The 15,209-nt window shown below is 63.8% G+C and carries 15 protein-coding genes; 3 read left to right on the top strand and 12 right to left on the bottom strand.

The window, feature by feature from the left end; genetic code table 11:
* Window positions 1-2 precede the first annotated feature (2 nt).
* From NY023_RS05945 to ppc, 4 genes are all read right to left on the bottom strand, one after another.
* Window positions 3-293 carry a hypothetical protein gene (locus NY023_RS05945; protein WP_013971226.1) on the bottom strand — a complete coding sequence of 97 codons (291 nt, stop codon included), beginning with the start codon at window positions 291-293 and terminating at the stop codon, window positions 3-5.
* 131 nt (window positions 294-424) lie between these two features.
* Window positions 425-1,099 carry a tRNA (adenosine(37)-N6)-threonylcarbamoyltransferase complex dimerization subunit type 1 TsaB gene (gene tsaB, locus NY023_RS05940; protein WP_024086388.1) on the bottom strand — a complete coding sequence of 225 codons (675 nt, stop codon included), beginning with the start codon at window positions 1,097-1,099 and terminating at the stop codon, window positions 425-427.
* Between the two features lie 284 nt (window positions 1,100-1,383).
* The gene (gene adk, locus NY023_RS05935) at window positions 1,384-2,034 is read right to left on the bottom strand and encodes an adenylate kinase (RefSeq protein ID WP_003259830.1); all 651 of its coding nucleotides are present in this window, start codon (window positions 2,032-2,034) and stop codon (window positions 1,384-1,386) included.
* A gap of 257 nt (window positions 2,035-2,291) precedes the next feature.
* Entirely contained in the window at window positions 2,292-4,919 is a 2,628-nt protein-coding gene (ppc, locus tag NY023_RS05930) for a phosphoenolpyruvate carboxylase (RefSeq protein WP_013971224.1), read from the bottom strand.
* A gap of 283 nt (window positions 4,920-5,202) precedes the next feature.
* On the opposite strand from ppc, the gene NY023_RS05925 reads away from it, so the two are divergent.
* From NY023_RS05925 to NY023_RS05915, 3 genes are all read left to right on the top strand, one after another.
* Window positions 5,203-5,547: a type 1 pili tip component gene (locus NY023_RS05925; RefSeq protein ID WP_013971223.1), complete on the top strand. Its 345-nt coding sequence runs from the start codon at window positions 5,203-5,205 to the stop codon at window positions 5,545-5,547.
* Window positions 5,548-5,822: 275 nt separating this feature from the next.
* Window positions 5,823-6,236, top strand: a complete 414-nt coding sequence (locus NY023_RS05920) for a DUF4398 domain-containing protein (RefSeq protein WP_003258911.1) — start codon at window positions 5,823-5,825, stop codon at window positions 6,234-6,236.
* Between the two features lie 50 nt (window positions 6,237-6,286).
* The gene (locus NY023_RS05915) at window positions 6,287-7,078 is read left to right on the top strand and encodes an OmpA family protein (protein ID WP_013971222.1); all 792 of its coding nucleotides are present in this window, start codon (window positions 6,287-6,289) and stop codon (window positions 7,076-7,078) included.
* A 161-nt stretch (window positions 7,079-7,239) separates the two neighbouring features.
* Here the strand turns inward: NY023_RS05915 and NY023_RS05910 are convergent, their stop codons facing one another.
* The 8 genes from NY023_RS05910 to wspR form a co-directional block, all read right to left on the bottom strand.
* Window positions 7,240-7,566, bottom strand: a complete 327-nt coding sequence (locus tag NY023_RS05910; protein ID WP_013971221.1) for a hypothetical protein — start codon at window positions 7,564-7,566, stop codon at window positions 7,240-7,242.
* Complete coding sequence (locus tag NY023_RS05905; protein WP_038408942.1) at window positions 7,563-8,486, bottom strand: alpha/beta hydrolase; 924 nt, start codon at window positions 8,484-8,486, stop codon at window positions 7,563-7,565. The genes NY023_RS05910 and NY023_RS05905 overlap by 4 nt, the downstream gene beginning before the upstream one ends.
* Entirely contained in the window at window positions 8,458-9,735 is a 1,278-nt protein-coding gene (locus NY023_RS05900) for a flavohemoglobin expression-modulating QEGLA motif protein (protein ID WP_013971219.1), read from the bottom strand. The genes NY023_RS05905 and NY023_RS05900 overlap by 29 nt, the downstream gene beginning before the upstream one ends.
* A 135-nt stretch (window positions 9,736-9,870) precedes the next feature.
* Window positions 9,871-10,419, bottom strand: coding sequence for a hypothetical protein (locus NY023_RS05895; protein WP_003258915.1), 549 nt, complete (start codon window positions 10,417-10,419; stop codon window positions 9,871-9,873).
* A 29-nt stretch (window positions 10,420-10,448) separates the two neighbouring features.
* Window positions 10,449-11,153, bottom strand: coding sequence for a TetR/AcrR family transcriptional regulator (locus NY023_RS05890; RefSeq protein ID WP_013971218.1), 705 nt, complete (start codon window positions 11,151-11,153; stop codon window positions 10,449-10,451).
* 205 nt (window positions 11,154-11,358) lie between these two features.
* Entirely contained in the window at window positions 11,359-12,861 is a 1,503-nt protein-coding gene (lysS, locus tag NY023_RS05885; protein ID WP_013971217.1) for a lysine--tRNA ligase, read from the bottom strand.
* A 92-nt stretch (window positions 12,862-12,953) separates the two neighbouring features.
* A protein-coding gene (gene prfB, locus NY023_RS05880) for a peptide chain release factor 2 (protein ID WP_108480361.1) occupies window positions 12,954-14,049 on the bottom strand; the annotation gives its coding sequence in 2 pieces (ribosomal slippage) (window positions 12,954-13,976 and window positions 13,978-14,049; 1,095 coding nt in all).
* A 111-nt stretch (window positions 14,050-14,160) separates the two neighbouring features.
* A complete protein-coding gene (gene wspR, locus NY023_RS05875; RefSeq protein ID WP_003258607.1) occupies window positions 14,161-15,165 on the bottom strand; it encodes a Wsp signal transduction system regulator diguanylate cyclase WspR in 1,005 nt (334 codons plus the stop codon).
* Window positions 15,166-15,209: the final 44 nt, after the last annotated feature.

Here is a 15,209-nt window from a genome sequence, read left to right as displayed (position 1 = left end):
CACTAAATGTACAGGTCGAGCCCCAGTACTTCCATGTCCCAGTCGGTAAAACCGGCAGTGCTCAGGTAGCTGGCCAATGCGGTAGCGGTGCGGCGGTCACGGGCGCGGGGGAAAATCATGTCCTGCTGGCGGGCTGGCAGGCCATCGCTGCGACGGCGGGCGGTGGCTTCCTGAGGGGCAGTTTCGACCTCCTCGATCACCTCGGCATCATCGATGGCCTCGTCACGTACCGCTGCCTTGCGCGGGGTGCGCTTGATCGGATAGGACTGCGATGAGAAACCGTCGATACGCATGGCATGAGCACTCAGAACCAATGATGGCAATTTAGCAGCATCAGGGTTCCATCGCTAATGCTCGAGTGATAACTGGACCACAGATCGCGCAAAAGGTTTTAGTGTCATCGGCGATAACCGACGAACAACACTCAGCGCTTCTTGGGTGTCGCTACATTATCGCGCAGGTAGACCGGTTGCGCCTGTTCGGCAACGATCGCCTCGCCGCGTGCCCAGGCAAAGCTGGCCAGGCTAAGGATGTCCAGGGCGTTGGGCAAGGCACTGGCATTGCTGGCGGCCACCTGCACCGCCAGGCGCTCGGCATAGCCCCAACCGGTACCGGCACCGAACCACTCGCCAGCGCTGCCCGCCGGCAGCGCCACCTGCTCGGGCGGCAGCACTGCCTCCTGGCCGACCAGGCGCATTTCACCTTCGGCGGCCTGATAGCAGCCCCAATACACTTCATCCATGCGCGCGTCAATGGCGGCCGCCACTTGCTGTACACCGTGTTCGCGCAGCGCGCCCTGGGCCAGTGCGGCCAGGTTGGACACCGGCAAAACCGGGCGTTCCAGTGCGAAGGCCAGGCCCTGGACCACCCCGATGGCAATGCGCACGCCGGTGAAAGCGCCCGGGCCACGGCCAAAGGCGATGGCATCCAGCGCATTCAGCGTCACGCCGGACTCGGCCAGCAGCTGCTTGATCATCGGCAGCAGCTTCTGGGCATGCATGCGCGGGATCACCTCGTAATGGCTGGTTACCTTGCCGTCATGCAGCAGTGCGACGGAACAGGCTTCGGTGGCGGTATCCAGGGCCAGGAGGGTGGTCATCGAACGGGTATCCAGGTACAAGGGGGAAAAGAGCGGCAGTATAGAGCAGCGGCGGCGTTGTGTCCCGAAGGGGCAGCTGTACGGCCCTTTGACGCGGTCTCTGTGGGAGCGGCCTTGTGTCGCGATGGGGCGCGCAGCGGCCCCACATTTTCAGCTTCGCCGCGAAGATTGCCGGGGCTGCTCCGCAGCCCTTTCGCGACGCAAGGCCGCTCCCACAGGGACCGCGACCCACAAACGACAACGGCCCGCAAGCGGGCCGTTGTCGAGGTGCGTCGGGTGCTGGATCAGCTCAGGGCTGCCAGGACCTTGGCGGTGATGGCTTCGACCGAGCCGACGCCTTCGATGTGGCTGTACTTCGGCTTGCCGGCATTGGCGGCCGACAGCTTCTGGTAGAAGTCCACCAGCGGCTTGGTCTGGCTGTGGTAAACCGACAGGCGATGGCGAACGGTCTCTTCCTTGTCGTCATCACGCTGGATCAGGTCTTCACCCGTCTCGTCGTCCTTGCCTTCCACTTTCGGCGGGTTGTACTGAATGTGGTAGGTGCGGCCCGAAGCCAGGTGCACGCGGCGGCCAGCCATGCGGCCGACGATTTCTTCGTCGTCCACGGCGATTTCGACCACGGCGTCGATGTCGACACCGGCAGCGACCATGGCTTCGGCTTGCGGGATGGTGCGTGGGAAGCCGTCGAACAGGCAGCCCTTGGCGCAATCAGGCTGGGCGATGCGCTCCTTGACCAGGCTGATGATCAACTCGTCGGAGACCAGCTGGCCGGCATCCATGACTTTCTTCAGTTCCAGGCCCAGCGGGGTACCAGCCTTGACGGCGGCACGCAGCATGTCACCGGTGGAAATCTGGGGGATACCGAACTTTTCGGTGATGAACTTTGCCTGAGTACCTTTACCGGCCCCGGGAGCTCCCAGCAGAATTACGCGCATCTCGTGCTCCTCAAATTTTGTTATGAAATTCAATGGATTCGGCAACCAGGGCCAAGTCCGGAAAATCGGGTATGACCATAAATCGGTCAGAAGGCTGCTCAAGATACACAGCGCCCGGCAGCCAGACAAGCGTCCCAAAGTTGCAGGATTGCGCCACCTACGGCTGGCCTGGCAGGCGGTTGCGCCCGGCGCAACCACCCTCTTCGCCCACTTGCATCCCCCGCACGGCACCTGCCCTGTGCGCCCCGGGCCTACCTTCAGCCGGTATTGCGCAGGCCGGCTGCGATACCCGCCACAGTCACCAGCAAGGCCTGCTCCAACGGGCTGTCCAGAGCGGCTTCGCGGCTGCGCGAGCGGGCCAGCAACTCGGCCTGCAGGCGGTGCAACGGGTCCAGGTAGGTATTGCGCAGGCTGATGAATTCCAGCGTCTCGGGGCTGTGCGCCAGTAGCACCGGCTGCCCGGTAAGGCCCAGTACCACCTGGCACGACTGCGACAATAGGTCGCGCAGGTGCGCACCCAAAGGCAGCAGGTGAGGTTGCACTAGACGTTCGTCGTAGGCCTCGGCGATCTGCGCATCGGCCTTGGCCAGCACCATCTCGAGCATGTCGATGCGGGTGCGGAAGAACGGCCATTGCTCGCGCATCTGCGCCAGCAGTTCACCCTGGCCACGCGCCAGTGCATTGTTCAATGCCGTTTCCCAACCAAGCCAGGCTGGCAGCATCAGGCGGGTCTGGGTCCAGCCGAAAATCCACGGGATGGCCCGCAGGCTTTCGATGCCACCGGCGCGGCGCTTGGCCGGTCGGCTGCCCAGCGGCAGGCGCCCCAGTTCCTGCTCCGGGGTGGACTGGCGGAAATACTCTACAAAATCGGGGTTCTCCCGCACCACGCCGCGGTAGGCCTTGACGCCATCGGCGGCCAGTTGGACCATCACCTCGCGCCAGGCCGGCTGCGGTGGTGGCGGTGGCAACAAGGTGGCCTCCAGCACCGCAGCCAGATACAGGTTCAGGTTCTGCTCGGCGATGCCCGGCAAACCGAACTTGAAGCGGATCATCTCGCCCTGCTCGGTGGTGCGGAAGCGTCCCGCCACCGACCCTGGTGGCTGCGACAGGATCGCTGCGTGGGCCGGGCCGCCGCCGCGGCCTACCGTGCCGCCACGGCCGTGGAACAGCAGCAATTCGACCTGGTGCTCGGCGCAGATACGCACCAGGTTTTCCTGGGCCCGGTACTGCGCCCAGGCCGCAGCCGTGGTACCAGCGTCCTTGGCCGAGTCGGAATAGCCGATCATCACTTCCTGCGGGCCGCGCAGGTTCGCACGGTAGCCTGGCAGGCCGAGCAGGCGCTGCATCACCGGGCCGGCATTGTCGAGGTCGGCCAGGGTCTCGAACAGCGGCACCACGCGCATGGGCCGAGTCAGGCCGGCCTCCTTGAGCAGCAACTGCACCGCCAGCACATCCGAGGCAGCACCGGCCATCGAGATGACGTAAGAGCCCAGCGAGGCGGCCGGCGCAGCGGCAATTTCCCGGCAGGTGGCCAGTACCTCGGCGGTATCGGCCTGCGGCTTGAAGTGCGCGGGCAGCAGTGGCCGGCGGTTTTTCAGCTCGGCCTGGAGGAACTCGATGCGCTGCTCTTCATCCCAGTCGGCATAACGCCCCAAGCCCAGGTAGTCGGTAATCTCGCTCAACGCATCACGGTGGCGAGCGGCGTCCTGGCGCACGTCCAGGCGGCCCAGGAACAGGCCAAAGGTCACGGCGCGGCGCAGGCAGTCGAGCAACGGGCCTTCGGCGATCACACCCATGCCGCAGGCGTGCAGGGACTGGTAGCACAGCTCCAGCGGCGCGATCAGGTCGCGGTTGTCCACCAGCACCTCGGCGCTGGCCGGCTGGCTGCTGGTCAATGCCGAATGCGCCCACGCGCGCGTTGCTCGCAGGCGATCGCGCAGTTGCTTGAGCAGGGAGCGGTAGGGTTCGGCACTGTCGCCGACCTGCTCACGCAGCGCATCGTCCGCCTGCTGCATGGACAACTCGGAAGCCAGCGCATCGATGTCGCGCAGGAACAGGTCGGCAGCCATCCAGCGCGCCAGCAGCAGGACTTCGCGGGTGACCGCTGCGGTCACGTTGGGGTTGCCATCACGGTCACCGCCCATCCACGAGGCGAAGCGGATCGGCGCCGCTTCCAGCGGCAGGCGCAGGCCGGTAGCCTCCAGCAGGGCCTTGTCGACCTTGCGCAAGTGGCTGGGAATGGCGTGCCACAGCGAATGCTCGATTACCGCAAAGCCCCACTTGGCTTCATCTACCGGCGTCGGTCGGGTGCGGCGGATTTCTTCGGTGTGCCAGGCCTCGGCGATCAGCCGGCGAAGGCGCTCGCGCACCTGCTGGCGCTCCCCCGGGGTCAGGTCGCGGTGGTCCTGGGCAGCCAGTTGGCCGGCGATGGCGTCGTACTTCTGGATCAGGGTGCGGCGGGCCACTTCGGTGGGGTGCGCAGTGAGCACCAGCTGGATGTCGAGCTTGGCCAATTGCCGGGCCAGGGCATCATTGCTGTGCCCGGCCTGCTTCAGGCGCGCCAGCAACTCGGGCAGCACCCGGGCCTCGAACGGCTCGGGGTGGTCGGCGTCGCGGCGGCGGATCAACTGGTACTGCTCGGCCATGTTGGCCAGGTTGAGGAACTGGTTGAAGGCCCTGGCCACGGGCAGCAAGTCTTCATCGGCCAGGTCCGCCAGGGTCGAGCTCAGTTGCTCGCCGGCGCTACGGCGGTCGGCCTTGGCACTGTGACGGATGTCTTCGATCTTCTGCAGGAACGCCTCGCCATGCTGCAGGCGAATGGTATCGCCAAGCAGTTCACCCAACACATGGACATCTTCACGCAAACGCACATCGATATCGGTCATTGGCCCTCTCTCCGGCGCGGCTCTGGCGCATTGCATCCCTTTTTCAGCCCTTACGCGATCCCCTGTGGGAGCGGGTTCACCCGCGAAGCATCCAGCGCGGTGCCTGGCACCGGCTGCGCCGGTGTTCGCGGGTGAACCCGCTCCCACAGGGGGGCTCGGTATTCGCTCCAAGAGTGCCCACAGCCAGGCGCCGATGGCAAGCCGTGATCGGCCAAAGCAAACTAAAGTGAAAGCACGACACTCCCATGCATTGCAGCCCTTTCAGGCGTCAACAGAGGTCAGCATGAAAATCCGTGAACTCGCCCAGCACTGGGAACAGAATGCCGCCGGCACCCTCAGCCCCACGGGCCATGTCCTGCATCTGGACCTTGAGTCCGAAGCGCGCCTGGCCGCGCTGATCGACATGTACCCCAAGCGCACCGCCGAGGAACTGCTCGGTGAGCTCGTCGCGGCAGCCCTCGAGGAACTGGAAGCCAGCTTCCCCTATGTGCAAGGCCGCCAGGTCATTGCCACCGACGAGGAAGGCGACCCGCTGTACGAGGACATCGGCCCTACTCCGCGCTTTCTGTCACTGTCGCGACAGCATCTGCACGCCCTGAGCAACCCAGCAGCCGACAGCGAGAAGTAACCGGCCGCCCCCGCTCCGGGCCTGGCAAAGGCCCGGAATACCGCTACGCCCCGCGAAAGTTCCAGGCGAATCGCACTGACCGATTAGTCAGAAATAGTTATCCGCTCAAGATGATTTTTTCTGAACTATCCGAAAAACGCGTCAGTCACAGCCAATAGCCATCACGCTAAAACCCTGCACACCTGCCGTTGTGCACCGTTGAGCTGAAGCGCGTGCACGTGTCAGGGAACGAGCGATGGACTGCTACGGACAACGTCGTAAACAGGAGTGATCCAATGGAACTGACCACCAAGAACACCCGCATCTACAAACCCTCATCCACTCATGTGCGCGGGTTCAAGCTGGCAGCGCTGGCCTTGGGCAGCAGCCTGGTCCTGGCCGGCTGTGCGGGCAACCCGCCCACCGAGCAGTATGCAGTCACCCAGTCCGCCGTGAACTCGGCCGTCAGCGCTGGCGGCACCGAGTTCGCCGCCGTGGAAATGAAAGCGGCCCAGGACAAGTTCAAGCAGGCCGAGATCGCCATGCATGACAAGAAGTACGACGACGCCAGGCGCCTGGCCGAACAGGCCGAATGGGACGCCCGCCTCGCCGAACGCAAGGCCCAGGCGGCCAAGGCCCAGAAGGCCGTGCAGGATGCCCGCCAGGGCGTTCAGGACGTACGTGAGGAAGGCCTGCGCAGCGCTCAGTGAGCCCTGCCCTGCCCACCTCGGTCTTCGCACACGATCAAAGGATGAACACTATGCGCAACTACGTCATGATTCCCGCCCTGCTGGCCCTGAGCGTCGGCCTTGCCGCCTGCTCGCACGACCCTAACGCCAACCTCGAATCGGCCCGCACCAACTTCTCCTCGCTGCAGAGCGACCCGCAATCGAGCAAGGTTGCGGCGCTGGAGACCAAGGACGCACAGGACTGGCTGAACAAGGCCGACAAGGCCTACATGGACCGTGAAGACGAGAAGAAGGTCGACCAATTGGCCTACCTGACCAACCAGCGCGTCGAAGTGGCCAAGCAGACCATCGCCCTGCGCACTGCCGAAAGCGAACTGAAAAACGCTTCAGCCCAGCGCGCCCAGGCCAAGCTTGACGCACGCGACGCACAGATCGCCAAGCTGCAGGACAGCCTCAACGCCAAGCAGACCGACCGCGGCACGCTGGTCACCTTCGGAGACGTGCTGTTCGACTTCAACAAGGCCGAACTCAAGAGCAACGCCTACCCGAACGTCACCAAGCTGGCGCAATTCCTCCAGGAAAACCCGGAACGCAAGGTGATCGTCGAGGGTTACACCGACAGCGTCGGCTCGGCCAACTACAACCAGGGCCTGTCAGAGCGCCGCGCCAACAGCGTACGCATGGCACTGGTACGTGCCGGCGTCGACCCAGCGCGCATCGTCGCCCAGGGCTATGGCAAGGAGTACCCGGTCGCGGACAACTCGAGCAATTCGGGGCGTGCGCAGAACCGCCGGGTGGAGGTGACCATCTCCAACGACAACCAGCCGGTGGCACCTCGCTCTGTGAGCCAGGTACAGCGGTAAGGCTGGCTAGCTGAACTGACAAGCCCCGCGATCGAAGCGGGGCTTTCTTTTGCCTGTTCCGACCCTTTCGCGGCTGAAGCCGCTCCCACAGGGACTGGCGCGGTCCCTGTAGGAGCGGCTTTAGCCGCGAAAGGGCCAGCACAGGCAGCAGAGATAATGGCTCACTGCACCTGCTGCGGCGTTTCCTCGCCCATGCAACGCACAGCACGCTTGCGGTTGTCCACCAGCACCCCTGTCAGGCCTTTCTGCTGGGTATCGAACAGCACCAACACGCCGTCGACGCACTGGGCCATTTGTGGCGCCGGGTCCAGCGAGACCTTGTAGTCCTCGCCGGGGATGGTCTTGAGCATGGTGAAGTCCTGCAGCAACAGGGCATCTTCGGGCTTGGCGAAATGCAGGTAACCGTAGTACCACAAGGCCCCCACCGTCACGATGATGCTGCCGACACCGGTCAGGATCAGCGGGATGGCGTTGCGTTCTTCACTCATTGCTTGTTCTTCTCGTCAGGGTAATTGGGCACTTCGGCCAGCCGCCGCAGGCCGTTGAAATGGCTGGGGTCGTCGAGGAAACGCAGCATCACCTGGCGCCAGGTCGGGTCGGCGAAGGTCTGCACGTGGCCACCACGGGTCAGTTGCAGCACCCGCGGCGCTGGCGCGTGCTGGTACAGGCGGATTCCGTTGTCCATCGGCACCAGGGTATCGTCGATGCTGTGGAAGAACAGCTTGGGCGGGCTGCTCAGCTGCTCGATCGAGCGGATCGCGCTGTCACCGTCCGGCACCAGCCACGACAGCGGCACCTGCAGCGGCCAGGTCATCCACGAGGTGCTGAGGGCAAAGCGCCCGACCGCACGGTAACTGGCCGGCACACCGTCGAATACCAAAGCACTGAAACGCTGGCGCTGCTCCGGGTGGGCCGCCAGGTAGTGAATGGCCATGGCCCCGCCAAGGCTCTGCCCCAGCAGCACCAGCGGCTTGCCCTTGACTTCGGGCGCCTGCTCCAGCCAGGCCATGGCCGCGGCGATGTCCTGGTACACCTCGGGCAGGCTCGGCTCGCCCTGGGACAGGCCATAGCCGCGGTAATCGATCATCAACACCTGGTAGCCCTGCTCCGGCAGCCAGTAGCTGCCGCCCAGGTGCCCAGGCAGGTTGCCGCCATTGCCATGCAGGTGCAGCACCGTGCCCTTGACCTCCACCCCGGCCTTGGCCGGCAACCACCAGCCGTGCAGGCGGATACCATCAGCAGTGATCAAGGTGACATCGCGGTACTCGAGCCTGGCCCGCTCGGGCGTGAACGGCTGGCCGCGCTCGGGATAGAACAGCAAGCTGCTGCAACCGCCCAGGCCCAGCAGGATCAAACCCAGGGCCAGCAGGCGGCAGCACTCAGAGAATGTTCGCGTAATCGGCTTCAATACGGTCCAGGCTCAGGTGGTTGAGGAAGTTGGAGAAGCACATCCAGGCCGACAGCGCATTGAGGTCGCGGAACTGCTCGGGCAGATACTTGGGCGGCTCGACCAGGCCTTCCTCGACCAGCTGTCGCAGGGTACGCATGTCTTCCAGGGTGGTCTTGCCACAGAACAGCAACGGGATCTGTTCGAGCTTGCCCTTCTTCACGGCCAACTGAATGTAGTTGTAAACCATGATGAAGCCTTTGAGGTAGGACAAGTCCTTGGTAAATGGCAGGCCATTGGGCACCGACCCGCGGAACACACGGCTGGCGTTGCTGTAGCTCTGCGCCATCTCGAACCCCTGCTCGCGGAAGAAGTTGTAGATCTGCATGAAATCGGCACCCTCCTCGACCATGTGGATGGCGCGGGTGCGGTTGGTGAGCTTGCGCAGGCGGCTGGGGTAGGAGGCGAAGGCGATCACCTCCATGAGGATGGCCAGGCCTTCCTGGGTGACCGTCGACGAGGGCGGGCCCTTGGCCAGGAAGGTACAGATCGGCTGGTTCAGGCCGTTGAGCGTGGTGCCGACATGCACCAGCCCTTCGTGCACCTCCAGGGCGCGCACGTCACGGGAGTTGAACATGGCGTCGGCACGCACCTTGATGTAGTCGGCCCCGGCCGCGGCATCGGCGACGATACCGTCGGACTCGAACACACGGATGGTCTCCTCGGCCTCGCCGAATACCTTGTTCAACCGGTGCTGGAGGATTTCCACGGCTTCCTTGGCAGTGAGGTTCTTCGGCTCGTCCTTGAGGTCGCCACGGCCATCGATGTTGTTCAGGTAGTCCGACAGCATCAGGCCAAGGTCGGCCAAGGTCGGATCACCAGCGTGGAAGGCATCCGAGGCAGCGCCGTACAGTTCCTGGGAGATCAGCCCGAAATCCTCGGTGCCACGCGCTTCGAGCATGCGCACCACCATGCGGTATTCGCGGCACATGCGCTTCATGATCTGCCCGACCGGGTTGAACTGGCCGAGCTGGCGAATGATGTCGCGCTCGATGCCCTGAAACTCGGCCTTTACCGCGCTGGAATCGAACGCCAGCGGGCGCGACTGGTAGTAGGCACGGTCGACAGCCGGCGGCTCCTTGCCCTTGGCCTTGAGGAACCCCTGGCGGATGTTGTCGTCCCACTTCACCGCGTCCAGAACCCGGATCGGGGTCTGCGCCGCAACGATGCGGTCGGACAGGGCACGGATGGTTTGCTGGTATTCGTCCACCGGGGACTCCTTTCTAGTACAAGAAACCTGTACCGGCCTCTTCGCGGCTAAAGCCGCTCCCACAGGTACTGCATCAGGCTCGAAACCGGTGCGGTCCCTGTGGGAGCGGCTTTAGCCGCGAAGAAGCCAGCACGGTCATTTGCCGGAGCGCTGGAACCGTGCCACTTCAACGAACAGGTCGGAGTTGGCCGGGTCGTCCAGGTACGCCAGCACCCGCGCCGACGGGCTGTCGATCAGCACGCCGTCGCCGTTGTCTTCCGGCACTTCGGTGCTGCGCCCGGTCAGCTCCTTCTTGTCCACCGCCTGCTGCACCTGCTCGACATCCAGGTTGTAGACCACCAGTTCCTTGCCATCGACGATATCGAAACCGCCGATCAGGAAGTTGCCACCCAGGCGCTTCGGCACGCCAGCCGACAGGTACCAGCGGTTACCGTGGCGCGACACGGTGAACACGTATTCCTCAGGGGCCTTGCCCTTGGCCGTGGCCACCGCCTTGTAGGCATCACCGCCGCTACGGCTGATCACCAGCTTCAGCGGCTCGCCCCAGGCGTCCTTGCTGCTCCACTTGCCCAGCAGGGCCTTGGGCGCCGCCTGGTTGCTCGGCAACGGCTCGTGGAAGGTCACCAGACAACCGCCCAGCAGCAGGAATGACAAAGTCAACAACACCACACGCCAGGCTTTCATCAGGTTCTCCTTGAAAAGTCGGTCTCGGCTCAGGCCGATGCCAGCACCAGCTGCAGGTATCGGCTAAGCATAGCGAGCATCTGCCCATCGGCTTGCGCGTTCGCATCCTTGAGCAGGCCCTGATATTCCATCTGCTCGATAATCGCCGTCAACATTTGGGCGTCCTGTTCCGGTTGCTGCGAGCCCACCACCTGCAGCAATTGGCGGGTGCCATGCAGCAGGATCTGGTCATGGGCGCACACCAGTTGAGCCAGGCGCGGGCACAGCAGCGCCTCCTGGCGGAAGGCCTGCTCGGCCATCAGGAAATCGCGGCGATTCAGCAGTTGTCGCTGCACGTAGTCGGCAGTCATGCGTGCTACCTCGTCAGCCAACCGCGCCCGCGCCTGCGGGCTGCCGTCACCCTGGGCCAGCAACTGGCGCAACACCACCTCGGTATTGGCCCACAGCTTGGCCATGTAGGCGGCGCTGCGTTCGACGTACTGCGCGAAGGTATCGGTCAGCAGGTCCTCGATATCCTTGAAGTAGTAGGTGGTGGCCGACAATGGCACACCGGCCTCGGCGGCGACGGCGCGATGGCGCACACCGCGTACGCCATCGCGCACGACAATGCGCATGGCGGCGTCGAGGATCAGTTGGCGGCGCTGCTCGCTGCCCTGCCGGGCAGTCTTGCGGCCTTGGTATTGCACGCTTTCGGCGACGGCGGTGGCGATGCCGGCGGCGCCCTGTTGAGGCATTGCGGGTGTCACGGGGGGTACCTCATGGACAGTGTTTCGTCAGTGCCGGCCTCTTCGCGGCTAAAGCCGCTCCCACAGGGACCGCACCAGCCTGAGGGTAGTGGGATCCCTGTGGGAGCGGCTTTAGCCGCGAAGAGGCCGGTACTGACAACATAAAGCTTCAGGCAAGAAAAAGCCGCCTCGAAAGGCGGCTCATTCAATTCACTCAGGCCTGCGGACGCATGTGCGGGAACAGGATCACGTCGCGGATCGACGGCGAGTTGGTCAGCAGCATCACCAGGCGGTCGATACCGATACCTTCACCTGCAGTCGGCGGCATGCCGTACTCCAGTGCGCGAACGAAGTCGGCGTCGTAGTGCATGGCTTCGTCGTCACCGGCGTCCTTCTCGGCCACCTGGGCCAGGAAGCGCTCGGCCTGGTCTTCGGCATCGTTGAGCTCGGAGTAGGCGTTGGCGATCTCGCGGCCACCGATGAACAGCTCGAAACGGTCGGTAACAGCCGGGTTGTCGTCGTTGCGACGGGCCAGCGGCGATACTTCGAACGGGTACTCGGTGATGAAGTGCGGCTGCTCCAGCTTGTGCTCGACCAGCTCTTCGAAAATCATCACCTGCAGCTTGCCCAGGCCTTCGTGGCCCAGCACCTTGGCACCGGCCTTTTTGGCGATGTCGCGGGCGCGGTCGACGTCCTGCAGGTCGGCAGCGGTCAGCTCCGGGTTGTACTTGAGGATCGAGTCGAATACCGACAGGCGGGCGAACGGCTCGCCGAAGTGGAACACCTTGTCGCCATACGGCACGTCGGTAGTGCCCAGTACCAGCTGCGCCAGCTCGCGGAACAGTTCCTCGGTGAGGTCCATGTTGTCGCGATAGTCGGCGTAGGCCTGGTAGAACTCGAGCATGGTGAATTCAGGGTTGTGACGAGTCGAAACGCCTTCGTTACGGAAGTTGCGGTTGATCTCGAACACCTTCTCGAAGCCACCAACCACCAGGCGCTTGAGGTACAGCTCCGGCGCGATGCGCAGGAACATGGCCATGTCCAGGGCGTTGTGGTGGGTTTCGAACGGCTTGGCCGCGGCACCGCCCGGGATGGTTTGCAGCATCGGCGTCTCGACTTCGAGGAAGTCGCGCTCGATGAGGAACTTGCGGATGTGCGAGATCACCTGCGAACGCACACGGAAGGTGTGGCGGGTTTCTTCATTGACCATCAGGTCGACGTAACGCTGGCGGTAGCGCTGCTCGGTGTCGGTCAGGCCGTGGTGCTTGTCGGGCAGCGGGCGCAGCGACTTGGTCAGCAGGCGCACGTTGGTCATTTCGACGTACAGGTCGCCCTTGCCGGAACGGGCCAGGGTACCTTCGGCGCTGATGATGTCGCCCAGGTCCCAGGTCTTGACCGCGGCCAGGGTTTCTTCCGGCAGGGTCTTGCGGTTGACGTAGACCTGGATACGGCCGGTCATGTCCTGAATGACCATGAACGAGCCGCGGTTGAGCATGATGCGGCCGGCAACCTTGACCGGAATCGCTGCAGCTTCCAGTTCTTCCTTGGTCTTGTCCGCATACTGCTTCTGCAGGTCGTTGCAGTAGCTGTCGCGACGGAAGTCATTGGGGAAGGCATTGCCCTTGGCGCGCTCGGCGGCAAGCTTTTCCTTGCGCAGGGCGATCAGGGCGTTTTCTTCCTGTTGCAGGTCTTGCGCTTCGGTCTTGAGGTCGCTCATTTCGTCATTCTTTCCATCAGGTGTTCGGTGCCCCTTTCGGGCAGGGCACGCGGTACCGGCCCATGCCAGGTACCGCGGCGGTTGTGTGCGATTTACAGCCCTTGCTTGAGGCTCGCTTCCAGGTACTGGTCGAGGTCGCCGTCCAATACCTTCTGGCAGTCGCTGCGCTCTACACCGGTACGCAGGTCCTTGATACGCGAGTCATCCAGCACGTAGGAGCGGATCTGGTGGCCCCAGCCGATGTCCGACTTGCTATCTTCCAGCGCCTGCGAGGCGGCGTTGCGCTTCTGCATTTCCAGCTCGTACAACTTGGCCCGCAGCATTTTCATGGCGGTGTCCTTGTTGGCGTGCTGGGAGCGTTCGTTCTGGCAGGCCACCACGGTGTTGGTCGGTACGTGGGTAATACGCACCGCCGAGTCGGTGGTGTTCACGTGCTGACCACCGGCACCGGAGGAACGATAGGTGTCGATACGCAGGTCGGCCGGGTTGATCTCGATCTCGACCTTGTCGTCGATCTCGGGCGACACGAACACCGCCGAGAACGAGGTGTGGCGACGGGCACCGGAGTCGAACGGGCTCTTGCGCACCAGGCGATGCACGCCGATCTCGGTGCGCAGCCAGCCGAAGGCATACTCGCCCTTGATATGCACGGTGGCGCCCTTGATGCCGGCGACTTCACCTTCGGAAAGCTCGATGATGGTGGCATCGAAACCACGCTTGTCGGCCCAGCGCAGGTACATGCGCAGCAGGATGTTGGCCCAGTCCTGCGCCTCGGTACCACCGGAGCCGGCCTGGATATCCAGGTAGGCGTTGTTCATGTCCATTTCGCCGCTGAACATGCGACGGAACTCGAGTTGGGCCAGTTTTTCTTCCAGGCCTTCCAGCTCGGTCACGACGTCGCCGACGGCGCCTTCGTCATTTTCCTCGACGGCCATGTCGAGCAGGTCCTGGCAGTCCGCCAGGCCGCCGGACAGCTTGTCCAGGGTCTCGACAACCTGTGCCAGCATGGCACGCTCGCGGCCCAGGGCCTGGGCGTACTCGGGCTTGTTCCAGACGTTGGGGTCTTCCAGCTCGCGGTTGACTTCGATCAGGCGGTCATGCTTGTGATCGTAGTCAAAGATACCCCCGAATGGACTGGGAACGCTCGGTGAGGTCCTTGATGGTGTTCAGGATCGGTTGGATTTCCATGGGCTGGCTACTCGCACGAATTCGGTGAAAAGCCTGCGAGTATAACCGAGTCCGCCGCAGGGCGGCAGACCCGCCGGGCGCCGAATGGCCGCAATTACCGTGCAGGCCCTGTCAGGCGATGCCAACCTGGTTGCGCCCGCCATTCTTGGCCTGGTACAGGCCTTTGTCCGCAGCCGAGATCAGTTGCCGGCTATGGCTGCCGATGGACGGAGTCTGGGTGGCAAGGCCAATGCTCACGGTCAGATACGAGTCGGGCACCGGCGCGGTGTGCGGGATGCCCAGGCCGAGCACGGTCTGGCGCAGCTTCTCGGCCACCAGGCGTGCCCCACCCGGCGAGGTGTTGGGCAATACCAGGACGAATTCCTCGCCGCCATAGCGCGCCGGCAGGTCGGTCGGCCGCGAGCACGAGCCGCGGATCGCCTCGGCCACCTGGCGCAAGGCCTCGTCACCGGCCAGGTGGCCAAAGCTGTCGTTGTAGGCCTTGAAGTAATCCACGTCGATCATCAGCAGCGACAACTGCTGCTGCTCACGCATGGCCCGGCGCCATTCCAGTTCCAGGTACTCGTCGAAATGGCGGCGGTTGGACAACCCGGTCAGGCCATCGGAGTTCATCAGCCGCTGCAGCATCAGGTTGGTATCGAGCAGTTGCTGCTGGCTGACGCGCAAAGCACGGTAGGCCTCGTCGCGCTGCAACAGGGTAAGGTAGGAACGCGAGTGATAGCGGATGCGCGCCACCAGCTCGATGGTATCCGGCAACTTGACCAGGTAATCGTTGGCCCCGGCAGCAAAGGCTGCGCTCTTGACCAGCGGGTCCTCCTTGGTCGACAGGACGATGATCGGGATATCCTGGGTCGCCGGGTTGTTGCGGTATTCACGCACCAGGGTCAGCCCGTCCAGGCCAGGCATGATCAGGTCCTGGAGGATCACCGTAGGCTTGATTCGCACGGCCTGGGCCACTGCCTGGTGCGGATCGGCGCAGAAGTGGAAGTCGATGTTCTCTTCGTTGGCCAGGCCACGCCGCACCGCCTCGCCGATCATGGCCTGGTCGTCGACCAGCAGCACCATCGCCGAGTTCTCGTTGGGGGTCGTGAAACCTTCGATCGGTAAATCATTCATACCTGTTCACCCGATCACTGCCGGCCTGGCGGCGTGATTCAATA

It is taken from the genome of Pseudomonas sp. NBB (assembly GCF_032701105.1).
Taxonomy (GTDB): domain Bacteria; phylum Pseudomonadota; class Gammaproteobacteria; order Pseudomonadales; family Pseudomonadaceae; genus Aquipseudomonas; species Aquipseudomonas asiatica.
The sequence above is the reverse complement of the archived record's forward strand: the minus strand, read 5'-3'. Positions and strand labels throughout refer to the sequence as shown.

Bases quoted from the DNA above. Each gene is read 5' to 3' on its own strand.
- ppc (WP_013971224.1), bottom strand. From the start codon at position 4,919: ATGACCGATATCGATGTGCGTTTGCGTGAAGATGTCCATGTGTTGGGT.
- NY023_RS05895 (WP_003258915.1), bottom strand. From the start codon at position 10,419: ATGAAAGCCTGGCGTGTGGTGTTGTTGACTTTGTCATTCCTGCTGCTG.
- NY023_RS05925 (WP_013971223.1), top strand. From the start codon at position 5,203: ATGAAAATCCGTGAACTCGCCCAGCACTGGGAACAGAATGCCGCCGGC.
- tsaB (WP_024086388.1), bottom strand. From the start codon at position 1,099: ATGACCACCCTCCTGGCCCTGGATACCGCCACCGAAGCCTGTTCCGTC.
- NY023_RS05945 (WP_013971226.1), bottom strand. From the start codon at position 293: ATGCGTATCGACGGTTTCTCATCGCAGTCCTATCCGATCAAGCGCACC.
- lysS (WP_013971217.1), bottom strand. From the start codon at position 12,861: ATGAGCGACCTCAAGACCGAAGCGCAAGACCTGCAACAGGAAGAAAAC.
- NY023_RS05910 (WP_013971221.1), bottom strand. From the start codon at position 7,566: ATGAGTGAAGAACGCAACGCCATCCCGCTGATCCTGACCGGTGTCGGC.
- wspR (WP_003258607.1), bottom strand. From the start codon at position 15,165: ATGAATGATTTACCGATCGAAGGTTTCACGACCCCCAACGAGAACTCG.
- NY023_RS05915 (WP_013971222.1), top strand. From the start codon at position 6,287: ATGCGCAACTACGTCATGATTCCCGCCCTGCTGGCCCTGAGCGTCGGC.
- NY023_RS05890 (WP_013971218.1), bottom strand. From the start codon at position 11,153: ATGCCTCAACAGGGCGCCGCCGGCATCGCCACCGCCGTCGCCGAAAGC.
- NY023_RS05920 (WP_003258911.1), top strand. From the start codon at position 5,823: ATGGAACTGACCACCAAGAACACCCGCATCTACAAACCCTCATCCACT.
- adk (WP_003259830.1), bottom strand. From the start codon at position 2,034: ATGCGCGTAATTCTGCTGGGAGCTCCCGGGGCCGGTAAAGGTACTCAG.